The 21,741-nt window shown below is 65.4% G+C and carries 16 protein-coding genes; 10 read left to right on the plus strand and 6 right to left on the minus strand.

The annotated features are described in order from the left end of the window. The first annotated feature begins 30 nt into the window (after window positions 1-30). The 3 genes from G5A07_RS02030 (at window position 31) to G5A07_RS02040 (ending at window position 4,958) form a co-directional block, all read left to right on the plus strand. Entirely contained in the window at window positions 31-888 is an 858-nt protein-coding gene (locus G5A07_RS02030; protein WP_191862544.1) for an SH3 domain-containing protein, read from the plus strand. Window positions 889-1,017: 129 nt separating this feature from the next. Further along, on the plus strand, window positions 1,018-2,736 hold the full coding sequence (locus tag G5A07_RS02035; RefSeq protein ID WP_191862546.1) for a thiamine pyrophosphate-dependent enzyme: 1,719 nt from the start codon (window positions 1,018-1,020) through the stop codon (window positions 2,734-2,736). 611 nt (window positions 2,737-3,347) lie between these two features. Beyond that, window positions 3,348-4,958, plus strand: a complete 1,611-nt coding sequence (locus G5A07_RS02040; protein ID WP_010481556.1) for a membrane protein — start codon at window positions 3,348-3,350, stop codon at window positions 4,956-4,958. Between the two features lie 27 nt (window positions 4,959-4,985). On the opposite strand, the gene G5A07_RS02045 is transcribed toward G5A07_RS02040, so the two are convergent. Next, window positions 4,986-5,696, minus strand: coding sequence for a glutathione S-transferase (locus G5A07_RS02045; protein ID WP_191862547.1), 711 nt, complete (start codon window positions 5,694-5,696; stop codon window positions 4,986-4,988). Window positions 5,697-5,866: 170 nt separating this feature from the next. Here G5A07_RS02045 and G5A07_RS02050 point away from each other — a divergent pair, with 170 nt between their 5' ends. Together G5A07_RS02050 and clpB are read left to right on the plus strand one after the other, a co-directional pair. After that, the gene (locus G5A07_RS02050) at window positions 5,867-6,688 is read left to right on the plus strand and encodes a DUF3014 domain-containing protein (RefSeq protein WP_191862549.1); all 822 of its coding nucleotides are present in this window, start codon (window positions 5,867-5,869) and stop codon (window positions 6,686-6,688) included. 181 nt (window positions 6,689-6,869) lie between these two features. After that, window positions 6,870-9,455, plus strand: coding sequence for an ATP-dependent chaperone ClpB (gene clpB / locus G5A07_RS02055; protein ID WP_191862551.1), 2,586 nt, complete (start codon window positions 6,870-6,872; stop codon window positions 9,453-9,455). Between the two features lie 72 nt (window positions 9,456-9,527). Here clpB and G5A07_RS02060 read toward each other — a convergent pair whose 3' ends face one another. The 3 genes from G5A07_RS02060 to G5A07_RS02070 all read right to left on the minus strand — a co-directional run bounded on the left by G5A07_RS02060 (window position 9,528) and on the right by G5A07_RS02070 (window position 12,492). After that, window positions 9,528-10,328 carry a MipA/OmpV family protein gene (locus tag G5A07_RS02060; RefSeq protein ID WP_171955099.1) on the minus strand — a complete coding sequence of 267 codons (801 nt, stop codon included), beginning with the start codon at window positions 10,326-10,328 and terminating at the stop codon, window positions 9,528-9,530. 140 nt (window positions 10,329-10,468) lie between these two features. Beyond that, window positions 10,469-11,758: an ATP-binding protein gene (locus tag G5A07_RS02065; protein ID WP_191862553.1), complete on the minus strand. Its 1,290-nt coding sequence runs from the start codon at window positions 11,756-11,758 to the stop codon at window positions 10,469-10,471. Further along, the gene (locus G5A07_RS02070; protein ID WP_043400508.1) at window positions 11,755-12,492 is read right to left on the minus strand and encodes a response regulator transcription factor; all 738 of its coding nucleotides are present in this window, start codon (window positions 12,490-12,492) and stop codon (window positions 11,755-11,757) included. Before G5A07_RS02070 ends, G5A07_RS02065 begins: the two co-directional genes overlap by 4 nt. Window positions 12,493-12,674: 182 nt before the next feature. Here G5A07_RS02070 and G5A07_RS02075 point away from each other — a divergent pair, with 182 nt between their 5' ends. Beyond that, window positions 12,675-13,961 carry an aminotransferase class V-fold PLP-dependent enzyme gene (locus G5A07_RS02075; RefSeq protein ID WP_191862554.1) on the plus strand — a complete coding sequence of 429 codons (1,287 nt, stop codon included), beginning with the start codon at window positions 12,675-12,677 and terminating at the stop codon, window positions 13,959-13,961. Between the two features lie 275 nt (window positions 13,962-14,236). On the opposite strand, the gene ybaL is transcribed toward G5A07_RS02075, so the two are convergent. Continuing rightward, the gene (gene ybaL / locus G5A07_RS02080) at window positions 14,237-15,934 is read right to left on the minus strand and encodes a YbaL family putative K(+) efflux transporter (protein ID WP_191862556.1); all 1,698 of its coding nucleotides are present in this window, start codon (window positions 15,932-15,934) and stop codon (window positions 14,237-14,239) included. 474 nt (window positions 15,935-16,408) lie between these two features. On the opposite strand from ybaL, the gene G5A07_RS02085 reads away from it, so the two are divergent. The 4 genes from G5A07_RS02085 to G5A07_RS02100 all read left to right on the plus strand — a co-directional run bounded on the left by G5A07_RS02085 (window position 16,409) and on the right by G5A07_RS02100 (window position 19,112). Further along, window positions 16,409-16,948, plus strand: a complete 540-nt coding sequence (locus G5A07_RS02085) for a hypothetical protein (RefSeq protein ID WP_191862558.1) — start codon at window positions 16,409-16,411, stop codon at window positions 16,946-16,948. A 79-nt stretch (window positions 16,949-17,027) separates the two neighbouring features. Beyond that, on the plus strand, window positions 17,028-17,555 hold the full coding sequence (locus G5A07_RS02090) for a hypothetical protein (protein WP_262405807.1): 528 nt from the start codon (window positions 17,028-17,030) through the stop codon (window positions 17,553-17,555). Window positions 17,556-17,601: 46 nt separating this feature from the next. After that, entirely contained in the window at window positions 17,602-18,099 is a 498-nt protein-coding gene (locus G5A07_RS02095; protein WP_171955102.1) for a hypothetical protein, read from the plus strand. 5 nt (window positions 18,100-18,104) lie between these two features. Then, window positions 18,105-19,112, plus strand: a complete 1,008-nt coding sequence (locus G5A07_RS02100; RefSeq protein WP_191862560.1) for a hypothetical protein — start codon at window positions 18,105-18,107, stop codon at window positions 19,110-19,112. 96 nt (window positions 19,113-19,208) lie between these two features. Here the strand turns inward: G5A07_RS02100 and G5A07_RS02105 are convergent, their stop codons facing one another. After that, window positions 19,209-21,596 (minus strand): TonB-dependent receptor, encoded by a 2,388-nt coding sequence (locus G5A07_RS02105; protein ID WP_191862562.1) that lies wholly within the window; start codon window positions 21,594-21,596, stop codon window positions 19,209-19,211. Window positions 21,597-21,741 lie beyond the last annotated feature (145 nt).

Genomic DNA, 21,741 nt, shown 5'->3' on the forward strand with positions numbered 1-21,741 from the left:
GGTGCCACCGCGGTGCCGCAGGGAACGATGATGAAACACAGGGAGTGCGTGCTGGGCCTGGTGCTGGCGGGATTGCTGGCACCGTCGGCGCAGGCCAGTGGCGACGACGGCGAAACGCTGCGGTTCCAAGTGGCCGCTCACGTGCAGGCGCACGCCGATCCCCAGCAGGATGGCAGCATCGCCGTGCAGCTGTCGCCGTCGGGCAAGCGCCAGACGCTGGCGGGCGCGGCGGATGCCGACGGCAATTCGCGGTGGTCGCTCGAAGACGTCGATTTCGATGGCTACCCGGAACTGGTTGCGCGTGCATCGGTGGGCATGGTCAACGAAGCGGTGGCGGTGTACCGCTTCGATCCGGCCAGCGCTTCGTATCGCGTGCTGCAGGCCGACACCCACGGCAAGGACAGTTGCGGTGACCTGATGGGGCTGAGCGTGGACGTTGCCACCCGCACCCTCACCAGCAGCTGCCGCAGCGGCCCGATGTGGTACACCGACCAGTATCGGTTTGCAGGCGCGAAACTCTACCTGTACCGCGCCGAGAGCGTGTTGATGCTGGGCGATACTTTGAACGCCGCGCTGCAGTGGGAACAGACCGACGAGCAGGGCCCGTTGGCGGTCTGGCGCACCTATGACCCCGCCGGCCGTGTGCTGGAGAGCGCGATTGCCGATGGCCTGGGCGCACCGCCGGACGGACCGTTGCGTGGCCAGCAGGCCGCCGTGGTGGCGGCTCGCCTGTTTCTGTTCGACCGCCCTGGTGCGACCAGCACCAAGCGTTACCTGGTGCAGGGCGACCGCGTGGAACTGCTGGATGAACAGGACGGTTGGATGAAGCTGCGCTACCGCAACCCGAAGCACGGCGACGTGCTGGGCTGGATCAACGTCAACGATTAAGAAAAAGGGGACGGAGGGGATTAAGTCGTTTGTGCCGCAAGCGACTTAATCCCCTCCGTCCCCTTTTTTGCGGAGGCATCACTTCTACGGGTCTAGCCTCGGACGTTCCCCCGTTCGAGGATGTATCCGATGAGCAAACGCGTGGCCGAAATCGTGGTGGACGCCCTGCAGCAGGCCGGTGTCCGCCGTTGCTATGGCATCGTGGGCGATACGCTCAACCATGTGACCGATGCGATGCATGGCAGCGAGATCGCCTGGGTGCACGTGCGCCATGAAGAAGTGGCAGCGTTCGCTGCCGGCGCCGATTCGCTGGTGAGCGGCGAACTGACCGCCTGCGCCGGCTCCTGCGGCCCCGGCAGCCTGCACTTCATCAACGGTGTGTTCGAGAGCAACCGCAATCGTGCGCCGATGGTGCTGATCGCCAGCCAGGTGGTGACCGGCGAGCTGGGCATGGAATTCCCGCAGGAAGTGGACTTCAAGGCGGTGTACGCCAGTTGTTCGGTGTTCTGCGAGCAGGTGCACAGCGCCGAACAGGCACGCCGCGTGGTCACGTTGGCCTGCCAGGCGGCGATCAGCCGCCGCGGCGTGGCGGTGGTGATCCTTCCGGCCGATATCAGCCAGGCCGAGGTCAAGCACGATGTGCCGTTCTCGGTGCACTACACCCAGCCGGTATTGCGTCCTTCCGACGCCGAACTTCAGCGTATCGCCGAACTGCTGGGGCAGGGCAGGCGCATCGGCATCTACGCGGGTGCCGGTTGCCAGGGCGCGCACGCGCAGTTGCTGGAACTGGCCCGACGCCTGCAGGCGCCGATCGCGCACACCTCGCGCGCCAAGGACTTCGTCGAGCCGGACAACCCGTACAACATGGGCATGACCGGCATCTTCGGCATCGAGTCCGGCTTCCACACATTGATGGCGTGCGACACGCTGCTGCTGCTCGGCGCCGACTTCGCCTGGGGCCAGTTCTACCCGGACAAGGCCACGATCATCCAGGTCGACCGCGATGGCAGTCATCTGGGTCGCCGCCACCCGGTGAACCTGGGCGTGGTCGGTGATATCGCGCCGACGCTGGATGCCTTGCTGCCGATGCTGCCGCCGCGCGAGGACAGCAGTTTCCTGGACGAGTGCATCGAGCGTCGCGACAAGGCGCTGAAGAAGCGCGAACAGGAAGAACAGCCGGGTGAAGGCGAGCTGATCCACCCGCAGCACCTGACCGCGTTGTTGTCGAAGTATGCGACCGACGATGCGCTGTTCACCGCCGACGGCGGCTCGCCGATGGTCTGGGTGCTGCGGCATATCCGGGTGAATGGCCGCCGCCGCACGCTGACCAGCCTGCTGCACGGCACGATGGCCAACGCGATGCCGCAGGCGCTGGGCCTGCAGAAGGCGTTCCCGGGCCGCCAGGTGATATCGCTGTCCGGCGACGGAGGCCTGGCAATGCTGCTGGGCGACCTGCTGACGGCAGTGCAGGAAAACCTGCCGATCAAAGTGGTGGTGTTCAACAATGGCTCGCTGAACTTCGTCGAGCTGGAGCAGAAGGTGGAAGGCCTGCTGGACAACTACACCGACCTGAAGAACCCGGACTTCGGTCGCCTGGCCGAGGTGATCGGCTTCCACGGCCGCACCGTGACCCGCAGCGAGGATCTGGAGGAAGCGGTGCAGGATTTCCTGGTCCAGCGCGGCCCGGCACTGCTGGACGTGCACACCAGCCGCGCAGAGTTGGTGATGCCGCCACAGATCGAAGCCAAGCAGGTGGCCGGTACCGCGCTGTATGCGGCCAAGGCGGTGTTGAACGGCCGCTTCGACGACGTGAAGCATCTGCTGGTGGACAACTTCCTGAAGAAGTAGGAGGTGGTCGATGCAGGGCTGCGCCCTGCACCCGCTACGAGCCAGAGCCAGAGCAGAAGCGGGTTTCCTGAGGGATGGCGGGGTGGGTCCGGTTGCGGGGGACGCTGCAAGTACGTCCATGTAAGCTCGATCGCGCCATCCATGGCGCTCACGCCCCCGCAACCGGACCTACCCCGCCTTCGACAGTTTCCTGCGATCTGTCGGTAGATCCACGCCATGCGTGGATAACCTGGAAATGATCGAATTGTTCGTGTAGAGCCGAGCCATGCTCGGCTCAGAGCGAAGCGACCCGCTTTTGCTTTTGATCTTTTGATTCCTTTCCGTGGCTGGCACGCGCAGGGAGTTGTCAGGGGCCGGTCGGGATGGGCTGCGCAGGACCGTTGGCGCCATGGATGGCGCCATCGAGCCCCCAGGGACGGGTTTACGGCGTGTCCTGCGCAGCCCATCCCGACCGGCCCAACTCGCAATGCCATTCGACTAACAGTCGACTCTACCCGCGCCCAGCCACGAGGGGCCCCGCCGTTGGCTGGAACCCATCATTCCACCGCGGAATTGGCGCCCGGGCCCCGCTGGGCCTACCATCGGCGGTCCCCACCCCCACCGCCCCTTCCATGTCCGCTCCCGCTTCCGCCGCACCGCGTCGCTGGTTCGTCTCCGGCGACTTCAACGGCTTCTTCGGCCTGGTCGTCGACAACCTCTCCATCCTCGGCTTCATCGCCATGGCCCTGGTCGGGATCTTCCAGTTCCCCGCCGATGTGGTGTTCGGCCGTATGTTCCCCGGCACGGCCTTCGGCGTGCTGGTCGGCAACCTGCTGTACACCCTGATGGCGCGCCGGCTGGCCGCACGTACCGGCCGCGACGATGTCACCGCCATGCCGCTGGGCCTGGATGCGCCGACCAGCATCGGCATGGCGCTGCTGGTGCTCGGCCCGGCCTTCCTCGCCTTCAAGCAGCAGGGCATGGACCCGCACGCAGCGGGCATCGCCACCTGGCAGCTGGGCATGGCCGCGCTGGTCATCATGGGCGTGCTCAAGTTCGTGCTGTCGTTCTTCGGCGAAGCGGTCACCCGCGCGCTGCCACGTGCGGCGCTGCTGGGTTCCATTGCCGGCATCGCGCTGGTGCTGATGGGCCTGCTGCCACTGCTGGAAACGCTGCGCTCGCCGCTGGTCGGCTTCACCACGCTGGGCCTGCTGCTGTATGTGCTGATCGCCAAGGGCAAGCTGCCGGTGCGTGGCCCCGGCGTGCTGCTGGCCTTCGTGTTCGGCACCGTGCTGTATTACGGCCTGGGCGTGGCCGGACTGGGTGCACCGGGCTTCCATGTGCCGGAATGGGTGCCACCGCAGGTGGTGCTGCCGCTGCCGACGCTGGGCTTCCTTGAAGGCCTGCCCACGGCGATGACCTACCTGCCGTTGCTGCTGCCGTTCGGCCTGCTGATGGTGGTCGGTGGCATCAACGTCTCCGAGAGCGCACGTGCGGCCGGCGATGACTATCGCACCCGTGACATCCTGCTGGTGGAAGCGGTGGCGACGCTGGTGGCCGGTGTCTGCGGCGGCGTTGCGCAGACCACGCCGTACATCGGCCAGCCGGCCTACAAGCACATGGGCGCACGCAGCGGCTATACGCTGCTGACCGGCCTGTTCGTCGGCATAGGCGGCATGCTCGGCATCATTTCCGGGCTGGTGCAGTGGCTGCCACTGGCGGTGCTGGCACCGATCATCGTGTACGTGGCCATCGACATCACCACGCAGGCCTTCCAGGCCACGCCACGTCACCACACCGGTGCGATGGTGTTCGGTTTCCTGCCGTCGGTGGCCTACCTGCTGGCGATCAAGGCACCCGGCTGGATCGCCCCGGACCAGCTGCCACAGCTGCTGACCAAGCTCGACGGCCACGGCCTGCCCGAGCTGGCGGTGATCTTCACCCTTGGCAATGGCTTCATCATCACCTCGATGCTGTGGATCTCGGCGGTGGCGGCGATGGTCGATGGCCGCCTGCGCCGCGCCTGCGGTTTCCTGCTGGTGGCGGCGGTGCTGACCCTGTTCGGCCTGATCCACTCGGTGGACCCGCGCGGTGGCATCTACCTGCCGTGGGATCTGGAAGGCCTGGCGCGCATCATCAGCTGGCAGTTCGCAGGCGCGTATGTGGCACTGGCGGTACTGCTGGGGTTGCTGTCGTTGCAGAAGCAGCCGGTGAAGCCGCTGGGTGAAGGCACCGATCATTGACCGGGGGACGCCGGGCATGGCCCGGCGCTACCGTTCGGCGTCCAGCTCCGGGTAATGGCGGAAAATGCCATTCGTGTTGAACGCCAGCCGCCGTTCCGAGCCCAGGTAGGCGGCGATGTTCGGCCGCTTCGCCACCCGCTCCTGCAGCGCACGCAGCAGGGGCAGGGTCGGCGCCAGTGCCTGCATGCGGCGCGGGAACATGTAGTCCAGCCCGCTCAGCAGCTGGAACAGCGACAGATCCACATAGGAATGCTCGCGCAATGCATGTCGGCCTCCGTTGGCGGCCAGCACCTGTTCGAAGTAACCAAGGAACTTCGGCAACCGTTCGCCGCGCAGCGACGTGGCCCGGGCCTTGGCTTCGGTCTTCTGCTCTTCGTAGTACTTCGATGCGGCGATCGGATGGTGGGTGTCATGTACCTCTGCCACCAGGTCGGCGATGGTCAGCTGCAACTGCAGTGCCTGCATCCGCCGCGAGGCCGCTTGCGGCACCAGGTCCAACGTCGGGCCGAGAAAATCCAGGATGGCCGCGACCTGCGCGATGACCTGTCGCCCGGCCTTCAGGAACGGCGGTGCGAAGGGTTGTGCATTTTCGCTGCCACCGTCGAGGAACGGCTGCATCACTGCATCGCCGTGCACCCGCGCCATGTCGATGTAATCGGCGCCGGCATCTTCCAGCGCCAGGCGCACGAACTCGCCACGGCCCTGGATGCCGGTCCAGTAATACAGCGCGTACTGCATGGCAGTGCCTCCACAGGACAAGACCCGCAGCGTCGCGCGTGGCGTGCAAAGCAGGCGTGAGCGCGGCTCTGCTGCAGGCCCGAACCCGAACGGCAGCGGAACAGGTGGGGAACCCGCTGGAATCGGTGGGGTCACACCCTCTCCATGCGTGTGAAACGAGGTGCTGCATCATGCAGAGTGGAAAGGCGGTATGGCCCTGGGTGTTGGGTGTGGTGGTGATCGGTGGCGCGGGCGGTTGGTTGTTCCGCGATCAGCTGAAGAGCCTGGCAGACGGTGTCTCGGTGCCGGTGCAATCACCCCCCGCCAGTACCAGCGCACCGCCACAACCGCAGGCGGCCGCGGAACCCGTGCCAGCGCCACCGTCGATCAAGCATCCGCTGGACGCCGAAGCCGCCGCCGATCCCGCGCTGCCGAAACTGGCCGACAGCGATACCGCGGCCTGGGGCGCATTGAGCCAGCTGTTCCAGGGCGAGGGCCCGCTGACCCTGCTGCTGCGCGATCACCTGATCCAGCGCCTGGTCACCCAGGTCGACAACCTGGACAAGCCCAGCGTGCCGCCCACTGCGCTTGCCGCACGGCCGCTGCCGGGCAGTCTGCAGGTCGAGCCCGCTGAGGGCGGCGAGCGGATCGCTGCCAGCAACGGGGCACGCTATGCGCCCTATGTGCAGGCATTCACCGCGCTGGACCCGGCGGCGACGGCGACCGCCTACAAGCGCTTCTATCCGCTGATCCAGCAGGCCTATGTGGACCTGGGCCGACCCGACGGATATTTCAATGATCGCCTGGTTGCGGTGATCGACCATCTGCTGGAGACCCCGGAATTGGCCCAGGCGCCGCTGGTGCAGCGCGATGAGCGCGGCCGTTACCGCTTCGTCGATCCCACCCTGCAGTCGCGATCGATCGGCCAGAAGGCGCTGCTGCGCATGGATCCAGCGCAGGCACGGGCGGTCAAGCAGCAGCTGCGGGCGATCCGCACCGCGATCACCCGCTGAACCCGTCCACCGCGCGGAACTGATCCGGATCAACGCGCCGACCACACCCACTCCGGCATGCTGGCCGCAGGCTGACTGGCCTCGGGGTGCAGTCGCAGTCACCCTTGAAACGGGGTGGGGCAACCGCATCTTTCCAGCATCGCCGGCGCGGGCCGGCCCTGATGACCGATGAGGATTCGCAATGCGGATGGACAAGCTCACCTCGCGTTTCCAGCAGGCGCTGGCAGACGCACAGTCGCTGGCCGTGGGCCGCGACAACAGCATCATCGAACCGGTTCACCTGTTCAGCGCGCTGCTGGACCAGCAGGGTGGCAGCACGCGCCCGTTGCTGGCCCAGGCCGGGGTGAACGTGCCGGTGCTGCGCGAGCGCCTGACCGAGGCGCTGGATGCGCTGCCCAAGGTGTCCGGCCAGGCCGGCAACGTTTCGATGGGCAATGACCTCGGCCGCCTGCTCAATCACACTGACAAGCTGGCTCAGCAGAATGGGGATGCCTTCATTGCCAGCGAGTGGTTCGTGCTGGCCGCGCTGGAAGACAACGGCACGCTGGGCATGGCGCTGCGCGCCGCCGGTGCCGACAAGACCCGCCTGCAGGCTGCCATCGACAAGCTGCGCGGCGGCGAGAACGTGCAGTCGGAAAATGCCGAGGAACAGCGGCAGGCGCTGGAGAAGTACACCATCGACCTGACCGCGCGTGCCGAGAGCGGCAAGCTCGACCCGGTGATCGGCCGTGACGAGGAGATCCGTCGCACCATCCAGGTGCTGCAGCGCCGGACCAAGAACAATCCGGTGCTGATCGGCGAACCCGGCGTGGGCAAGACCGCGATCGTGGAAGGCCTGGCCCAGCGCATCATCAACGACGAAGTGCCCGAGGGCCTGCGCGGCAAGCGCGTGCTGTCGCTGGACATGGGCGCGCTGATTGCCGGCGCCAAGTTCCGTGGCGAATTCGAGGAACGCCTGAAGGGCGTGCTCAACGACCTGGCCAAGAGCGAAGGGCAGATCATCCTGTTCATCGATGAGTTGCACACCATGGTCGGCGCCGGCAAGGCCGACGGTGCGATGGATGCCGGCAACATGCTCAAGCCTGCACTGGCACGTGGCGAGCTGCACTGCGTAGGCGCCACCACGCTGGATGAGTACCGCAAGTACATCGAAAAGGATGCTGCGCTGGAGCGCCGCTTCCAGAAGGTGTTCGTCGGCGAACCCACGGTGGAGGACACCATCGCGATCCTGCGCGGGCTGAAGGAAAAGTACGCCGTGCACCACGGCGTCGAGATCACCGACCCGGCCATCGTGGCGGCGGCCACGTTGTCCAACCGCTACATCACTGACCGCCAGCTGCCGGACAAGGCCATCGACCTGATGGACGAGGCAGCCTCGCGCCTGCGCATGGAGATCGACTCCAAGCCGGAGGAACTGGACCGCCTGGAACGCCGGGTGATCCAGCTGAAGATCCAGCGCGAGATGCTGAAGAAGGAAAAGGACGAGGCCTCGCGGCAGCGCCTGGCCGATCTGGAGAACGACATCGATGCGCTGGAGCGCGAGTTCTCCGACCTCAATGAAATCTGGAAGTCGGAGAAGGCGGCGCTGCAGGGTGCAACCAAGATCAAGGAGCAGGTCGAGCAGGCCAAGCTGGAGCTGGAATCCGCGCAGCGCCGCCAGGATTTCGCGCGCATGAGCGAGATCCAGTACGGCCTGCTGCCGCAACTGGAAAAGCAGCTGGCCGCCGCGCAGGAAGCCGAGCACAAGGACTTCAAGCTGGTACAGGACCGCGTGACCGATGAGGAGATCGCCGAGGTCGTTTCGCGCTGGACCGGCATCCCGGTCAACAAGATGCTCGAAGGCGAGCGCGACAAGCTGCTGCGCATGGAAGAAGTGCTGCACAACCGTGTGGTCGGCCAGGAAGAGGCGATCAAGGTCGTCTCCGATGCGGTACGCCGCTCGCGTGCCGGCCTGTCCGATCCGAATCGTCCGGCCGGCTCGTTCCTGTTCCTCGGCCCGACCGGCGTCGGCAAGACCGAGCTGTGCAAGTCGCTGGCCGAGTTCCTGTTCGACAGTGCCGACGCGATGATCCGCATCGACATGAGCGAGTTCATGGAGAAGCACAGCGTCGCACGCCTGATCGGTGCACCTCCGGGCTACGTCGGCTACGAGGAAGGCGGCTACCTGACCGAAGCCGTGCGTCGCCGCCCGTATTCGCTGATCCTGCTCGACGAAGTGGAGAAGGCACATCCGGATGTGTTCAACATCCTGCTGCAGGTGCTGGACGATGGCCGCCTGACCGATGGCCAGGGCCGCACCGTGGACTTCCGCAACACCGTCATCGTGATGACTTCGAACCTGGGCTCGCACCAGATCCAGGACATGAGCACCGACGACAGCCCGGAGGCCTACACGCAGATGAAGGCGGCGGTGATGGGCGTGGTGCAGGCACACTTCCGCCCGGAATTCATCAACCGCCTGGACGACATCGTCGTGTTCCACCCGCTGGACAAGCAGCAGATCAAGCAGATCGCGCGTATCCAGATGCGTGGGCTGGAGAAGCGCCTGGCCGAGCGTGGCTTGAAGCTGATGGTGTCCGACGCAGCGTTCGACCTGCTCGGCAACGTTGGCTTCGATCCGGTGTATGGCGCGCGTCCGTTGAAGCGTGCGATCCAGGCACAGCTGGAAAATCCGCTGGCGCAGAAGATCCTCTCCGGTGCCTTCGTCAACGGCGACACCATCGAAGTCGGCAACGACGGCGGTCACCTGGTGTTCGCCAGGGCGTGAATCATGCGGGGCGCTGCCTGATCGCAGCGCCCCGTTTCCTGCGAAGTACGCCGGGCCATGCCCGGCGCTCACTCAGAAGCGGTGCGTATAACCGCTCATCAAGCCGAACTGGTTCGCCTTCTGCACGATCGGGCTGTCGGCGGCATCGCCGAGCAGGCGCGTGCCTTCGGCCGAGATGTACCAGTTGCCGTTGCGGCCCACGCGGTGGCTCCACTTCAGGCCGAGACCGGCGCTGACCAGGCCGGCCTTCGGCTTGTGCTCGGCAAAGCCGGTGCGCGCGGCCTGTTCCGGACTGACGCCGTACCAGGTCTGCATGTAACCGCGGTTGCCGTAGTCGGTGGAGACGCTGCCGCTGACCACGCCACCGGCCAGGTCGAACAGCGGCAGGGTCAGGTTCAAGTGCACCTGCTGGGTGGCCAGGCCGTTCTCGGCCTTGTCCTCATCCTTGCGGGTGAACTGCCAGGAACCGCTCAGCACGGCTTCGCCCAGCGTATAACCAGCCGAGATGCCGACCAGGGGACGGGTATCGATATCGCCCATGCCGCGCAGGAAGTCCGAACCACCGAGCAGGGAGTCCTTTTCCTTGCGGATGCCGCTGGCGCCGACATAGGCACGCACGCGCGTGTGCTCGCCGATGGACGTGCCCCAGCCGATGCCACTGGTGCCCAGAAACCAGCCCCCCGGCGAGGTGACATCGAAGGACAGCGAAGGCGTTGCACGATACTCCTCGCTGCCGCTGTAGCGAGGCGTCACGCCACCGCCAGCGGCGAGCTCGAAGGTCCAGTGGTCATCCTTGGCGTGGGCGATCGGGGCCGCGAACAGCGGCGACAGGGCCAGGCAGAGCAGGGCGGGGGAACGGCGAAGCTGGGACATGGAAACTCTCGACAATGGGAGGAAAGCAGCACGCGCATCCGGCGTGTGCTGCAGGGTTGCCAGCGTGGCGATACGCCGGCGACCGATCCCTCCGCAGTTGTGCGGGAGTTGTAATCAACTGTAATCGCGCCCGTGGGCGTTCAGCTGGCAGCCAGCGGCCAGTGCATTTCCAGGCGCGCGCCGCCCAGCGTGGCGCGGCTGATGCGCAGCTCGCCACCGTGGCGGGCGGCGATGCGGCTGACAATGGCCAGGCCTAGGCCGAAGCCGCCGGTGTCGCGGCTGCGGCTGTCGTCCAGGCGGGTGAATGGACGCATCACCTTCTCGCGATCGGCTTCGGCGATGCCGGGGCCGTCGTCGTCCACGCGCAGGCAGGCGCGGCCGCCGACACCGACCAGCGAGACTTCCACCTGCGAATGCGCGTGGCGCAGCGCATTGCCCACCAGATTGCTCAGTGCCAGCTGCAGCAGGCGCGGCTCGGCATCCACCCGTGGCAATGCACTGGGCTGCACGCGCAGGACCACGCCGGCACGTTCGGCATCACGGCGCACATCGGCCAGGCAGGCCTGCAGCCAGTCGTTGGCTTCCATGCGCTGTAGCGGTTCGCCTTCGCTGGGATGTTCCAGGCGCTCATAGGCCAGTAGTTCGCTGACCAGCCGGTTGAGTTCGGCCAGGTCGCCGTGCAGGCCCTGTGCCAGCCGTTCGCGGCGCTCGCGGTCATCGCTGTCCTGCATCAGGTCCAGGCCGAAGGCCACGCGCGCGATCGGCGTGCGCAGTTCGTGCGAGATCGCATGGGTCAGGTCGCGTTGGCGCTGCACCAGTTCGGCTACGCGCGCGGCCATGCGGTTGGAATGTTCGACGATGACCCGGATCTGCGAGCGCGGCGAGACCTGTGCGCGCGCTTGCAGATCACCGGCACCGATGCGGTCGGCGTGCAGGCGCAGCGCTTCAAGATCGCGCCAGAGCAGGCGCACCCAGGCGTACAGGCTGGCGCCGACCAGCAGCAGGATGCTGAGGTATGCCGCGATTGTCATGTACGTCGTCATCTGCACCGCGCCAGGCAGGCGCAGGTGCAGCCAGCGGCCTCCGATGCCTTCGATGGGCAGCAGGACCTGCTGGTATTGATCGCGCACGATGAAGCCATCGGCCTTCACGGCTGCCTGTTCCTGGGGGGCGAGCGCGGGAGGACTGTCGAGCAGGGTCAGCGCGATGCCGTAGTGTGGCTGCCACTGCTGCAGGCGCTCACGCTGCTGACCGGCGTCCAGGCCGGCCAGGCCACTGCGCAGGGCGTACACCTGCCCGCGCACCTGCTCGACGAACACTCGATCCTGCACAGGCGTGTAGATGCCGTCCAGGATGTGGTTGAGGAAAAACACCGACACCAGGAAGCAGGCACCAGTGACGAACCACAGCCACAGGAACAGCCGCTTCATGCGGTCCAGGCCGACGGGTTGAACTGGTAGCCGCGGCCCCACACGGTCTTGATCCGCCGCGGTTCGCGCGCGTCATCGCCCAGCTTGCGGCGCAGCTTGCCGATGCTGACATCGACACTACGGTCCAGGCCGTCGAAGCCGATGCCGCGCACCGCCTGCAGGATCTGGTCGCGCGACAGGATCTGCCCCGGCTGGCTGGCCAGCAGCCACAGGATCTCGAATTCGGTGGTGCCCATGTCTACCGGCTGGCCATGCAGATGCACCTCGCGCTGCATGCGGTCGATCAGCAGTTCACCATGCATCAGCCGGCAGGGCGTGCCAGTGTTGCTGCTACCGTGGCGGCGGCGCAGCAGCGCGCGCAGGCGCGCCAGCAGCAGGCGCGGTTCGATCGGCTTGTGCACATAGTCGTCGGCGCCGGATTCCAGGCCCAGTACCTGCTCGATGTCGTCCTCGCACGCGGTCAGCATCAGGATCGGCACGTCGGAGAAGCTGCGGATCTGCCGGCACACGTCGATGCCGCCGAGGCCGGGCAGCATCAGGTCCAGCACCACCAGTTCCGGTGCGTGCTGGCGGCAGGCCGCACCGGCCAGGTCGCCACGCGCGACGTGCTGCACGGCGAAGCCATGTTCGTGGAGGTAATCGCTGACCAGCTCGGCCAGGCGGCGATCGTCTTCCACCAGCAGGACCGGTGTCGGCGTGCCGTTGGCGGTGGGTGTCCAAGGGGATGGCTGCATGCGCGTAGGGCCTCCGTGCCCGGACAGGAGCGCCCGGCGGCGAAGCCTAGCAACGGCCCATGACGGCTGCCTGAATCGCGGCCAACCTGATAACCGGCGGTACTGGCGTCATCGCCAGCGGCTCTCAGTGCCACGCCGTGCCTGGCCTATCGTGGCGGTTTCCCCGGATGGAGCCTGGCGCAATGAGCGACCCGCAGTGGCAACTGGAAACCCTGGCCGTGCACGGCGGCTACCGTCCCGACCCGACTACCCGCGCGGTGGCGGTGCCGATCTACCAGACGGTGGCGTATGCCTTCGATGACACCCAGCACGGCGCCGACCTGTTCGACCTGAAGGTGCCCGGCAACATCTACACCCGCATCATGAACCCCACTACCGACGTGCTGGAGCAGCGCCTGGCCGCGCTGGAAGGTGGCATCGGCGCGCTGGCACTGGCCTCGGGGCAGGCCGCGATCACCTACGCGATCCAGACCATCGCCGAGGCCGGTGACAACATCGTCGCCTCCAGTGCGCTGTATGGCGGCAGCCTCAACCTGCTGGCCCACACGCTGCCGCAGTACGGCATCCAGGCGCGCTTCGCCGACCCCGCCGATCCGGCCGCGTTCGCCGCGCTGATCGACGAGCGCACCAAGGCGGTGTTCGTCGAATCGATCGGCAACCCGCGTGGCAACGTCACCGACATTACCGCCATCGCCGAGGTCGCGCATGCCGCCGGCGTGCCGCTGATCGTGGACAACACGGTGGCCACACCGTTCCTGCTGCGCCCGTTCGAGCACGGTGCCGACATCGTCGTGCACTCGCTGACCAAGTACCTGGGCGGCCACGGCAACAGCCTCGGCGGCGCGATCATCGACTCCGGCCGCTTCGACTGGGCCGCGCAGCCGAAGCGTTTCGCCCGACTCAACCAGCCCGACCCCAGCTACCACGGCGTGGTCTACACCGAAGCGCTGGGGCCGGCGGCCTATATCGGCCGCGCGCGCGTGGTGCCGCTGCGGAATACCGGCGCAGCGTTGTCGCCGTTCAATGCGTTCCTGATCCTGCAGGGCATCGAGACCCTGGCCCTGCGCATGGAACGCATCAACGCCAATGCACTGGCCGTCGCGCAGTTCCTGAAGGCGCACGACAAGGTCGCCTGGGTGCGTTACGCGGGACTGGCAGACGACCCCGAGCACGCCGCCGCGCAGCGCTACCTGGGGGGGCACGGCTCGGGCATACTGACCTTCGGCCTGCCCGGCGGCCGTGAGGCGGGTGCACGTTTCCTCGATGCGCTGAAGCTGTTCACCCGCCTGGTCAACCTGGGCGATGCGAAGTCGCTGGCCACCCATCCGGCCTCCACCACCCATCGCCAGCTGGATGCCGCCGAACTGGCCAAGGCTGGCGTCAGCGAGGACACCGTGCGGCTGTCGATCGGCATCGAGCACATCGGCGACCTGCGCGCCGACCTGGAACAGGCCCTGGCCGGCGCCTGATAGCTACGCGCTTGGTCGTCATCGCTACAGGCGATCACCACCGGCACCGCGATGCGCTACGGTGGAACTGCCTCTCCAAGGCATGGCAACGTGGCGATCCAGATCCCCGGTCGATGCGGGTCGACCGGGGATTTTTTTGTGTCGCTGTGTCGACCAAGGTCGACACCCACCAACAGCAGCGGGGACCCACCCCGCCATCCCACGGATAGTCAGCCTTTGCTTTTGCCGTTGCCTCGGCAGGTGCAGGGCTGCAAGCCCTGCCGCACCCACACCCCTCACACCACCGGAATGCTGTGCTGCCCCAGATTCCGGTACGGCGGCGTGGACATCACCATCTCCGCCAGCGAGTACGCCAGCTCGCGCTCGGCCATCACCGTGCCATCCGCACCATGTTCCAGCAGATGCTTCACCTCGGCATCGCTGTGCGCACGTGCCAGCAGGGTCAGGTCCGGGTTGATCGCGCGCAGCTTGGCCAGCGCCTCACCGGCTTCCAGCGGCTGCGGAATCGCCAGCACCGCGATCTTGGCGCGCTCCGGATGAGCCTCGGCCAGCACCCGGTCGGCGGCGGCACTGCCGCGGATCGCCGCCAGGCCCTTGGCGTGCGCCTGCTCGACGTGTTCCTTGTTGTCATCGATCACCAGCACCGGCACGCCACGGTCGCGCAGCACCTGGGCCAGTTCGCTGCCCACGCGGCCATAACCAATCACGATGGCGTGGTCATGCAGGTCACGCGAGGGACCGGTGGCCTCTTCGGGCTCGGCGGCCTGGGGCGACTGTTCCTGCTTGGCCTGCCAACGGTCGAGCAGGCCGAACACCAGCGGGTTGAGCATGATCGACACCAGCGCACCGGCCAGTACCAGCGACTGGCCTTCCTTCGGCAGGATCTGCAGTGCCACGCCGAGGCCGGCGATGATGAAGGCGAACTCACCGATCTGCGCCAGGCTGGCCGAGATGGTCAACGCAGTGCTGGTCGGATGCCCGAACGCGCGAACGATGAAGAACGCAGCGGCCGACTTGCCGAACATGATGATCAGCACGGTGGCCAGCACCTGCCACGGGTGCTGGATGAGGATGTTGGGGTCGAACAGCATGCCGACCGACACAAAGAACAGGACCGCGAACGCATCGCGCAGTGGCAGCGAATCGTGCGCGGCCTTGTGGCTCAGCTCCGATTCGTTGAGCAGCATGCCGGCGAAGAACGCGCCCAGCGCGAACGAGACGCCGAACAACATCGCCGAGCCGAATGCCACGCCCAGCGCGATCGCCAGCACCGACAGGGTGAACAGTTCGCGCGAACCGGTACCTGCGATGCGCTCGAGGATCCACGGGATGACCCGGCGGCCGACCACCAGCATCACCGCCACGAACAGGCCCAGCTGCACGAAGGTCCAGCCGATGTCGGCCAGTACGCTGCCCAGCGAATGCGATTCCTTGGCCGCGTCGGGACCGAACACACCGGCCATCACCGGCATCATCACCAGTGCCAGCACACAGGCCAGGTCTTCCACGATCAGCCAGCCGACCGCGATCTTGCCGCGCATGGTCTCCAGCAGGCGGCGTTCCTCCATCGCCCGCAGCAGCACCACGGTACTGGCGGTGGCCAGCGAGAAGCCGAAGATGACGCCATGGATGGCGGGCCAGCCCATCAGCGAGGCCACGCCCCAGCCGAGCAGGGTGGCCACCGCGATCTGGCCGATGGCACCGGGGATGGCGATGGCCTTGACCGCCATCAGGTCCTTCAGCGAGAAGTGCAGGCCGACGCCGAACATCAGCAGCATCACGCCCAGCTCGGCCAGCTGGTTGGCCAGCGCCTGGTCGGCGACGAAGCCGGGGGTGAACGGGCCTACACAGATGCCAGCAACCAGGTAACCGACCAGAGGGGACAAGCGGAGCTTGTTGGCCAGCGCGCCGAAGATGAAGGCGAGCCCCAGGCCAACGGCAACGATGTTGATCAGGTCGGTGTCATGGTGCATCGGCACTCGCAGGAAATCGGGGGGATGCCCCGATTTTCACCGATGAGGCCAGATACGGCAAACCCGGCCAGCGTATCGGATCGTTGCGTGGGCGGAGCCGTCAGTGGTCGGCGTCCGACCTGGCGTATGTGGGGCGGTTGAGGGTGGCGCTGTCGGGATCGGACCTGTTTGGGGTGGCCGGTTGTTCTGCACCGTGAACCGGGGCCAGACCAACGCCACCCGAGACAGGCGCGGGAAGGGGGATGGGTTCGGTGCCTTTGCGGTGCCTCTGGCCCTGTGCCACAAGGTTCTCCAGTCGATGCGACAGCATCCAAGGGCCGGTGGCTGGCCGGGAGGCGCAGGCGATGGGGCTGACGTTTGCGATCTGGCGGAGGGTTCCTCGAGTCCGGAACACGTCACCATGTGCCCGCTACTCCGTTCTGCTGACCAATCAGAGGGGCCTGCTCTCTCCAGACCGCATGGGCGAACGACCACATGAAGCTTCCCGGCATTGACGTAGTGATTCAGGCGATAGGTCAAGACACAAGCTCGGCGCCCCTGTCCCGCTTGCTCCTTGATCTGGAAATCGGTGAGCGCGACTTTCGTCACTATCCGTTGAAGTTGGCGGGAATGCGGTTCTGGACTGACGAGGAAAATACGCTGCAGTTGGAATTCAAGGACGTCGGGCTGCTGGTGGACATTCCCTACCACGACCTGGACGAAGGGCCCTGGGTACTGACGAGCGTAGCGCTCTGGGGAGCGAGAGTGAGTAAGAAGAACAAAGTCAGGAAGGAGAAGCCTGCCTACTCTGGCCCGTTGCCCTGTGGACTGAACTTTTCCATGCTGCGCGAGCATGTAAGGGAGCGACTCGCCGCGTTGAATGCGGGGAATGCTGTTGAAATGGGCTTTGATGGTGAGGTGGATGTCTGGTGTGTCAGTGGCTTGGATCTTGCGGTTGATTTCTCTGGTCCAGATGATTCGATTCGCTGCATTTCCGTGGGTTTGCCGATTGGTCGTAGCGATCGCCAACCGTAAGCCCTCGACTGTTTCCCACACATGGGTCAGGCATGCAGGATCAACATGCAGGCGGGCCAGCCTTCTTCAAACAGCGTCGGTGAACAATCAGATGAATCTTCCAGACATAGATGTAGTGATCCAGGCGGTTGGTCAGGACACCAGCTCGGCGTCCCTGTCCCGGCTACTCCAGGAACTGGAAGTCGACGGAGCCGAGTTTGGCCGCAATCCGTTGAAATTGACTGGAAGGCGGCTTTGGACCGATGAGGAAAGTTCGCTGCAGTTGGAATTCAAGGATATCGGGCTGCTGGCGGACATCCCGTACCACGACTTGGAAAACGGGCCCTGGATATTGACGAAGGCAGTGTTCTGGGGATGTGGGAAGAACAATCGCGCCTACTCTGGCCCTTTGCCCCATGGCCTGAACTTCTCAATGTCGCGTAAGCATGTGCGGGACCGATTTGCGGACCTGAATGCAGGGGATGCCATGGTGATAGGGCTGTCTGGCAATGTGGATATGTGGAGTATCAGCGGCCTGGAATGTGGGGTTAATTTCGCCGGCCCAAATGGTTCGATTCGTTGCATTTCCTTGGGGGTTCAGATCAAGCGTGGCGATCACCAACCGTAAATCCGGCAGGTAGCTACTCGCCTCAGTAAAGGACAAGCGAGTCTTCATGAATCATCCAACTGTTGAAGAGTTCATCGCTGGGATCGTTAGAGATTCAGAATCGCAGGAGCTCGAAACCATCTTTTCCAGGATCGGAATCCAGCTTCAGAATCTGGATGACTACCGTTTGGGTGTCAGTGGTCACCGGATCTGGGCAGATGACGCTGCTGGACTGCAGCTTGAATTCAAGGATGCCGGGCTGCTCTCGGAGATCCCTTATCACGACATCGATGATGGCCCCTGGATACTCACCGACGTGATCTTTTGGGGCTGGCGAAAGGAAGCGGCCACCTGGTATGAAGGGCCAATGCCTTTCGGCCTGAACTTCCTGATGTCCAGGGACCAGGTCAGGTCCGAGGTATCTGCCGATTTAGGGGCGCCTAAGGTGTTTGGTTTGTCCGGCAATGTCGACGCATGGACGCTCGGAAAGCTGGAGCTTGCTGTCGACTATGACGGTGAAAGGGGAATCCGTTGCGTCAGCCTGGGGTTGCCGCCAGAGGAATGAACGAAATGGACCTCCAGGCGATAATGGCCCTCTTTGGTAAAAGCGCTGCTAATCCAGCCGTCACGACGATGCTTCAGTCGCTGGGCGTCAAGCGAAGTCCAGAACTGGCCCGTCCTGCCAGAAGTCCTTATGAGGCCATTCTGCGTGCGAGCGACCTGGGCATGCTGTTCTCTTTCAGCGACCGAAATTACTGGAATGGACGATCTGTAGCGTCGCACGGCAAGAGCAGGGTGCTTGTTTTCACCAATGTTGCCGTCACCTCGGGAATTCCGGACGTCATGCGTCGCTATCAGGGTGTTCTGCCTTTTGGCCTGCAGTGGGAGGACGACAGGACTACAGCGCGCGCTAAACTGGCTGCGGCAGGGTGGGGGGATAGACTGCATGCTGGCAGGCGCGACGCTTGGTGGTTGCCTGATTACCGCATCCGTTTGACCTATCAACCTGCGCGCATCCAACGTGCCGCCGAGCCAGGGATTTTTGATGTCAGCGTGGGAATTCCCATGCCCTCGTTGGCCCGCGCATCGACAATGCAGGAGTACCCCTCAGCGGAGCAGGTGCTTGCTGTCCTCGGGAAATCGACCGGGGACGCTGATTTCCAGGCGGTGTTCCGGGGATTTGGTCTTGCGAGTCTGATGGCGGAGGCGAGCAGCGAGGTCGTCGATAGAGCCGACGAGCATGGCTTCATCCTTTACTTCGACAGTAGGCGAGGCGTACCCGGTAGCCATCCGGTATGCATCGGTATCAGTTTTGTCCGCGATCGACTGGGGAACTCAAGAGCCTGGGCTGGGCCGCTGCCATTCGGTCTTCAATTCGATGATCCGCCGTCCATTCTCGAAGAGCGCATGGGTCAACGCGCCAGTCGTTGGCGTGATGAAGGAACATTCGGCAGCGCGAGCTGGTCGCTGCCTGGTCTTCACGTGAGTGTGAATTTTGACAGTCTGGACAACTGTCTCGAGTCTGTCCGTGTGGTCGCAGAAGGACATCGCACGTCCAATTGCCAGCCGCGCGGCTGATCTTGCCCGCAGTACATAACAAAACACCCGCCGGATCACTCCGGCGGGTGTGAGAGATGTGGCTAGGAGTTGCCGGCCAGCGGCCGGCACTACCCCTTACCAGGTGTACTTGATCCGCCCGTACACATACGCGCCGTTGAAGCCGAACGGCGAGTAGTTGCTGTACGGCAGCATGCCGAAGGTGGAGTTCTGCAGGTCTTCGGTGCGGTCCGGGTACTTGTCCAGCAGGTTGTCGGCGCCCACGGTCAGGGTCCAGTTGCTGCTCGGCTTGTAGCTGGCCGAGGCATCCACCACCCAGGCATCGCCGTAGGTCTGGTCGCGCAGCGCGGTGGCCGAGTTGCGCACGGTGAACTTGCCGTAGCGGGTTGCGGCCAGGCCCAGTTCCCAGTGGTCCGAACGCCAGGTGCCACTCAGGATCGCCTTGTCGCGCGGGTAGCTGTCCTCGATGCGGCCGATCTCATCTCGGCCGATCAGTGACTGGGTCAGGCCCAGCGTGCCAAACACCGCCGGGGTGCCGCCGACGCGGCGCACTTCGGTGTCGTTGTAGCTGTAGGCGGCGGTCAGCTCCAGGCTGCTGGCGCTGAACGGCACGGTGTAGCTGGAGACGAAGTCGACGCCGCGGGTGCGCGTATCCAGGCCGTTGGTGAAGTACGAGAACGCGGTCACCTGCGGCAGGCCGAGGGTGCCCAGCAGCGCGCTGGTGGCGGCGTTGGTGGTGATGCTGGACGAGAGCGCGATGCGGTCATCAATGTCGATCTGGTACGCATCGACGGTGATGTACAGGCGGTCCACCGGCTGCAGCACCAGGCCCAGGCTGTAGGAGGTGGAGGTCTCGGCCTTCAACGGCGAGGCGCCCAGTGCCTGCGCGGCCGGGCTGGTGGTCGGGAAGGTGCCACGCTCGACGAACACGCCATTGAGGAACTGGCTGGTGACGGCCTGGTAACCCTGCTGCGCCAGCGACGGTGCACGGAAGCCGCTGGAGGCGGTTGCCCGCAGCGCGACCTTGTCGGTGAATGCATAGCGCGCCGACAGCTTGCCGGAGAAGCGGTCGCCGAAGTCTGAGTAGTCCTCGTAGCGGCCGGTGATGCCCGCCGAGAACTTCTCGGTCAGGTCCGCTTCCAGGCCTGCATAGACCGCGTAGTTGTGGCGGTCGGCATGCACTTCATTGGTCGGGGTGAAGCCACCGAAGCCCTGCGCGCCGCTGCCGGTGTACGAGTTCAGTTCGCCCGGCTTCTGGTCCCACTTCTCCTTGCGATACTCACCACCGAAGGACAGCGTGACCGGGTAGGCCAGGCCCCAGTCCAGCGACTTGGTCAGGTCGGCGTTGAAGATGTCCTGCTGGTACTTCAGCGTGCCGTCGTAGAACGAGCGCGGGCTGGTCGCACCGAGGCTGTAGTTGATGCTGTTGCGGGTGTGGAAATCGAGGGTGTTCTCGCCGTGGTTCAGGCTCAGGTCCCAGGTCCAGCCGTTGTCGGTGTTGCCCTTGACCCCGGCCACCAGCGAGCGGTCCTTGGAATACTGGTTGATCTCCGGCACGAAGCCATCCGGGTAGGTCTGCGCCAGCAGCGCGCTCTGCCCGCTGTGGTTGCGTGAGCGGTAGAACGCGAACGAGGTGATGTCGCGGTTGCTCAGCAGCGCGCTGGCGTAGCCGGTCACGTGGTCGCTGAAGTCGAAGCTGGCGTTGGCCGATGCCGCAGTCGCATCCACGCGCGGGTCGCCGACGATGAAGGTCTTCTGGCCGATGCTCGGGAAGTTACCGGTGTTCGGCGTGGTGCCGCGGTACGGGCCGGCGCGGTTGCTTTCGTCCTGCTGGCTGATCTGGCCGGCCACGTGCACGCGGCCACGGCCGTTGCCGAACTCGACGCCGGTATCGCCGGAGAGCTGGTACTTGTTGCCGTCACCGGCCGAGTACTGGCCGTAGTCCACCGCCAGGCTGCCGCCACTGCCGCTGCCCTTGAGCACGATGTTGATGACGCCGGCAATGGCGTCCGAGCCGTACTGTGCCGACGCACCGTCGCGCAGCACTTCCACGCGCTCGATGGCGGCGATCGGAATCGCGTTGATGTCCACGGCGGACGAGCCACGGCCGATGCTGCCGTTGACGTTGATCATCGCCGAGGTATGGCGGCGCTTGCCGTTGACCAGCACCAGCACCTGGTCCGGCGACAGGCCGCGCAGCTGCGCCGGGCGCACGCCGCTGGTGCCGTCGGTCAGGGCCGGGCGCGGGAAGTTCAGCGAGGGCAGCGCGCGCGACAGCGCCGTGGCCAGTTCGCTGGTGCCGGTGGACTGCAGTGCTTCGGGGGTAATGATGTCGATCGGCGATTGCGATTCGGCCACCGTGCGGTCGGCCACGCGGGTGCCGGTGACGATCACCGTGTCCAGGGTGTTGGCGGCGGTGCCGGCCTGCTGGGCAGCGGCAACGAACGGAGAGCCACCGAGTGCGACAGCGACGGCGGCGGCGATCAGGCTGGTCTTGCGGGTCATCGGGATGGGGCTCCGGTTGGCGGGGGCGGCACCGGAATCGACATCACGGGGGTGAGGCGGACGGCGGTTGTTGCGGTGCGCAAAGCAGGAATTAACGGGATATTCAGTGGCTGTCAAATGCCGGTCATCGGGAAAAACGTTGCAG

The sequence above is a fragment of the Stenotrophomonas sp. AS012628 genome, from assembly GCF_010608305.1.
In the GTDB taxonomy this organism is placed as follows: domain Bacteria; phylum Pseudomonadota; class Gammaproteobacteria; order Xanthomonadales; family Xanthomonadaceae; genus Stenotrophomonas; species Stenotrophomonas geniculata.

Excerpts from the sequence above, each read along its gene's own strand:
- G5A07_RS02030 (WP_191862544.1), top strand. The coding sequence starts at position 31 with ATGAAACACAGGGAGTGCGTGCTGGGCCTGGTGCTGGCGGGATTGCTG.
- G5A07_RS02035 (WP_191862546.1), top strand. The coding sequence starts at position 1,018 with ATGAGCAAACGCGTGGCCGAAATCGTGGTGGACGCCCTGCAGCAGGCC.
- G5A07_RS02040 (WP_010481556.1), top strand. The coding sequence starts at position 3,348 with ATGTCCGCTCCCGCTTCCGCCGCACCGCGTCGCTGGTTCGTCTCCGGC.
- G5A07_RS02045 (WP_191862547.1), bottom strand. The coding sequence starts at position 5,696 with ATGCAGTACGCGCTGTATTACTGGACCGGCATCCAGGGCCGTGGCGAG.
- G5A07_RS02050 (WP_191862549.1), top strand. The coding sequence starts at position 5,867 with ATGCAGAGTGGAAAGGCGGTATGGCCCTGGGTGTTGGGTGTGGTGGTG.
- clpB (WP_191862551.1), top strand. The coding sequence starts at position 6,870 with ATGCGGATGGACAAGCTCACCTCGCGTTTCCAGCAGGCGCTGGCAGAC.
- G5A07_RS02060 (WP_171955099.1), bottom strand. The coding sequence starts at position 10,328 with ATGTCCCAGCTTCGCCGTTCCCCCGCCCTGCTCTGCCTGGCCCTGTCG.
- G5A07_RS02065 (WP_191862553.1), bottom strand. The coding sequence starts at position 11,758 with ATGAAGCGGCTGTTCCTGTGGCTGTGGTTCGTCACTGGTGCCTGCTTC.
- G5A07_RS02070 (WP_043400508.1), bottom strand. The coding sequence starts at position 12,492 with ATGCAGCCATCCCCTTGGACACCCACCGCCAACGGCACGCCGACACCG.
- G5A07_RS02075 (WP_191862554.1), top strand. The coding sequence starts at position 12,675 with ATGAGCGACCCGCAGTGGCAACTGGAAACCCTGGCCGTGCACGGCGGC.
- ybaL (WP_191862556.1), bottom strand. The coding sequence starts at position 15,934 with ATGCACCATGACACCGACCTGATCAACATCGTTGCCGTTGGCCTGGGG.
- G5A07_RS02085 (WP_191862558.1), top strand. The coding sequence starts at position 16,409 with ATGAAGCTTCCCGGCATTGACGTAGTGATTCAGGCGATAGGTCAAGAC.
- G5A07_RS02095 (WP_171955102.1), top strand. The coding sequence starts at position 17,602 with ATGAATCATCCAACTGTTGAAGAGTTCATCGCTGGGATCGTTAGAGAT.
- G5A07_RS02100 (WP_191862560.1), top strand. The coding sequence starts at position 18,105 with ATGGACCTCCAGGCGATAATGGCCCTCTTTGGTAAAAGCGCTGCTAAT.
- G5A07_RS02105 (WP_191862562.1), bottom strand. The coding sequence starts at position 21,596 with ATGACCCGCAAGACCAGCCTGATCGCCGCCGCCGTCGCTGTCGCACTC.